Annotated in this window: 4 protein-coding genes; all 4 read right to left on the reverse strand. The window is 66.1% G+C overall.

Translation table 11 applies throughout. The features are described from left to right. Positions 1–191 precede the first annotated feature (191 nt). Positions 192–1,412, reverse strand: a complete 1,221-nt coding sequence (gene hemW, locus Q8R75_RS06270) for a radical SAM family heme chaperone HemW (protein WP_305613588.1) — start codon at positions 1,410–1,412, stop codon at positions 192–194. Then, positions 1,409–2,011, reverse strand: coding sequence for an RdgB/HAM1 family non-canonical purine NTP pyrophosphatase (gene rdgB, locus Q8R75_RS06275; RefSeq protein WP_305613589.1), 603 nt, complete (start codon positions 2,009–2,011; stop codon positions 1,409–1,411). Before rdgB ends, hemW begins: the two co-directional genes overlap by 4 nt. Beyond that, positions 2,008–2,739 (reverse strand): ribonuclease PH, encoded by a 732-nt coding sequence (gene rph / locus Q8R75_RS06280; protein ID WP_305663547.1) that lies wholly within the window; start codon positions 2,737–2,739, stop codon positions 2,008–2,010. The genes rdgB and rph overlap by 4 nt, the downstream gene beginning before the upstream one ends. A gap of 3 nt (positions 2,740–2,742) precedes the next feature. Beyond that, positions 2,743–3,444: protein phosphatase 2C domain-containing protein (locus Q8R75_RS06285; protein ID WP_305663548.1), on the reverse strand; the 702-nt coding region annotated here is incomplete at its 5' end.

The raw sequence follows: 3,444 nt of genomic DNA on the forward strand, positions 1-3,444 counted from the left end.
CGCCCAACACCCCCGCGCCCAACACCCCCGCGCCCAACACCCCCGCGCCCAACACCCCCGCGCCCAACACCCCCGCCGCCCCGAATTCCGGCACCCCGAACCCCGTCACCCCGAACCCGTAGGTTGGGGTGAGCGCAGCGATGCCCAACGCTCCACACCCCAGCCAACCGCCGCGCCGTCGGCTCGACGATTCAGTCCAGAAAGCGCTGCAGCAGTTCGTTCAGAAATCTTCTTCCATGCAAAGTGGGGGTCACGCGGCCGGCATCCAGCTCCAGCAGCCCGTCTTCGCGCGCCGCCAGCAGGCGCGGCATGAGCACGTCGAGCGGCAGGGCGGTGTGGCGTTCGAACAGGTCGAGCGCGAAGCCATCATTCAGGCGCGCGGCATTCATCATGAATTCGAATGGCAGCTCGGCCGCGCCGACCTCGCGCGATTCCTGCACGAAGCGGCCCTGCGCGGCGGCTTCGAGATAGGCACCCGGGTGCTTGTGCCGCATGTCGCGCCGCACCCGGTCGTGAAAGCTCAGCTTGCCGTGCGCGCCGGCGCCGATGCCCAGGTAGTCGCCGAACTGCCAGTAATTCAGGTTGTGCAGGCACTGCTGACCGGGCTGTGCGAAAGCTGACGTTTCGTAATGTACGAAGCCCGCGTCGGCAAGTCGCGCCTCGATCGCCTCCTGCATGTCGGCCGAAGCGTCGTCGTCCGGCAGATCGGGCGGATGTGCCGCGAACGGGGTATTGGGTTCCAGCGTCAGGTGGTAGCAGGACAGATGGGTCACGCCGGTGGTCAGCGCCACGTCGAGGTCACGCAACGCTTCGCGCATCGTCTGCTGCGGCAGGGCGTACATCAGGTCGATGTTTACCCGCTCGAAGGTGCGCTGCGCCAGTTCGATCGCGCGCCGTGCCTCCGTGGCGTCGTGGATGCGGCCAAGGGCGGCGAGGTGACGATCGTCGAAGCTCTGCACGCCGATCGACAGCCGGTTCACACCGGCGTCGCGAAAACCGGCGAAGCGTTCGGCTTCCACCGTGCCCGGGTTGGCTTCGAGCGTGATTTCCGCACCCGGCGACAGATTGATGCGGGCGCGTACCGCCGTCAGCAGGCGGTCCAGCCCGGCGGGCGACATCAGGCTGGGCGTGCCGCCCCCGAAGAAGATGCTGTGGATGCGCCGGCCCCAGATATCGGGCAGCGACGCTTCGAGGTCGGAGATGAGCGCTGCGAGATAAGCTTCTTCCGGAATGCCGTCGCGCACCGCATGCGAGTTGAAATCGCAATATGGGCACTTGCGCACACACCACGGAAAGTGGATATACAGCGCGAGCGGTGGCGGAACGGTGAATTCCAGAGCGGCCTGCCGGTCCGCCGGCGAGTGCTCCAACCTGAGCGACCGCGCCGGGACCAGCGGAATGACCCGACTCATCCGCCGGTAAGCGCCTGCAGCCGCGTCAGCAGGTGACGCATGGCCGAGGCGCGATGCGACAGCGTGTTCTTCAGTTCGGGCGCGAGTTCGGCCGCGGTCTGTTCAAGCGACGGCACCCAGAAGTGCGGATCGTAACCAAAGCCGGCGTCGCCACGCGGCGACTCGATGATTTCGCCATGCCACTCGCCGTCTGCGATCAGCGGCCGCGGGTCGTCGGCGTCGCATACCAGCACGATGACCGAATAGAAATGCGCCCGACGGTCTTCGATGCCGTGAAGTTCAGCCACCACTTTCGCGTTGTTGGCGACATCCGATTTCGGCTCGCCGGCATAGCGCGCCGACAACACGCCGGGGCGTCCGCCGAGCGCACTGACACACAGGCCGGAATCATCGGCCAGCGCGGGCAAACCGGTTTCGCGCGCCGCATGTCGCGCCTTGACCAGCGCATTCTCGACGAAGGTGACATGTGGCTCGTCCGTTTCGGCGACGCCGAGCGAAGCCTGCGTGACCACCTCGATGCCGAGCGGTGCCAGCATGGCCGACAGTTCGCGCAATTTACCGGCGTTGCCGCTGGCCAGAACGAGCTTTTCGATTTTCATGACAGTCCGAGCGCGCGCCGTTGCGCAGCAATCAGCCCTTCGATGCCGGCCTGCGCGAGATCCATCAGAGAGCCCAGCTCGGCGCGCGAAAAAGTCTTGCCTTCAGCCGTGCCCTGCACTTCGCACAGGCCGCCGCTGGCGGTCATGACGACATTCATGTCGGTGTCGCAGGCGGAATCTTCCGGATAGTCGAGGTCGAGTACCGGCGTGCCTTCATGAATGCCGACCGACACGGCCGCCACCAGTTCGCGCAGCGGGTTGCGTTCGATCAGACCCTGGCTCACCAGGCCGCTCAGCGCATCGTGCAGTGCCACGCAGGCGCCGGTGATGGATGCACAGCGCGTGCCGCCATCGGCCTGCAGCACGTCGCAGTCCATGTGGATAGTGCGCTCGCCCAGCTTCTTCAGGTCAAACACGGCCCGCATCGACCGGCCGATCAACCGCTGGATTTCCTGCGTGCGGCCGCTTTGCTTGCCGCGTGCCGCCTCGCGGTCGCCGCGCGTGTGCGTGGCGCGCGGCAGCATGCCGTACTCGGCCGTCACCCAGCCCTCGCCGCTGCCGCGATTGTGCGGCGGCACTTTTTCTTCGACCGACGCGGTGCACAGCACACGCGTGTCGCCGAACTCGATCAGCACCGAGCCTTCGGCATGAATGGTGTAGCCGCGCGTGATCTTCACGGGGCGCAACTGGTCTGCGGCACGGTTGCCGCTGCGTTTGAAATCGGTCATTTTTTATTTCTTTCGCGCCGCGGAGCGGCGGATGGCTTCGTTGATCTCGGCGATGGAGCGCTCGATGGCCGCGTCATCAAGGTCCTCGACCATGGTGTCGAGGACGCCCGCCTGGATGGTGGAGGCGAAGACACCATCGTTGATGCTGTCGGTGGACACACCGCGGGTCGATTCGAACGAGTCGGGCGTTTCCCACTCCAGGGCGATCACGGTCACGTTGTCGGAGTGCTCGCCGCCGCTGCGCAAGGCACTCTCCACCAGGTCGGGAACGGCCTCTGACACGGGCCGGGCGTCGAGCTGGCCCACGATTTCGCTGTCGCTCAGGCTGCCCCACAGGCCGTCCGAGCACAGCATGATCTTGTCGCCTTGCTGCAGGGCGATGGGGCCGGTGACATCGAACACGGGTTTGGTCGGCGAACCGAGGCAAGTGAAAAGGATGTTGCGGTTGATCCGGTCCATGCGGATGACGCCGGCGCTTTGCTGCTCCAGGTAGGAGTGGTCGCGCGTGCGGGTCATCAGCTCGCCATTGCGGATGACGTACAGGCGCGAGTCGCCGCAGTGCACCCAGGTGGCCGAGGTGCCCTGCACGATGGCCGCGACCAGCGTGGTGCGCGGCGTGTCCAGCATGCCCTTTTCACTGGCGTAGCGGATGATCTGGTGATGCGCGGCCATCAACGAGACGGCCAGGAACTCGGTCACGTCCTT

Origin of the sequence: Methyloversatilis sp. (assembly GCF_030696805.1) — a bacterium.
Classification (GTDB): domain Bacteria; phylum Pseudomonadota; class Gammaproteobacteria; order Burkholderiales; family Rhodocyclaceae; genus Methyloversatilis.

Excerpts from the sequence above, each read along its gene's own strand:
- rph (WP_305663547.1), bottom strand. The coding sequence starts at position 2,739 with ATGACCGATTTCAAACGCAGCGGCAACCGTGCCGCAGACCAGTTGCGC.
- hemW (WP_305613588.1), bottom strand. The coding sequence starts at position 1,412 with ATGAGTCGGGTCATTCCGCTGGTCCCGGCGCGGTCGCTCAGGTTGGAG.
- rdgB (WP_305613589.1), bottom strand. The coding sequence starts at position 2,011 with ATGAAAATCGAAAAGCTCGTTCTGGCCAGCGGCAACGCCGGTAAATTG.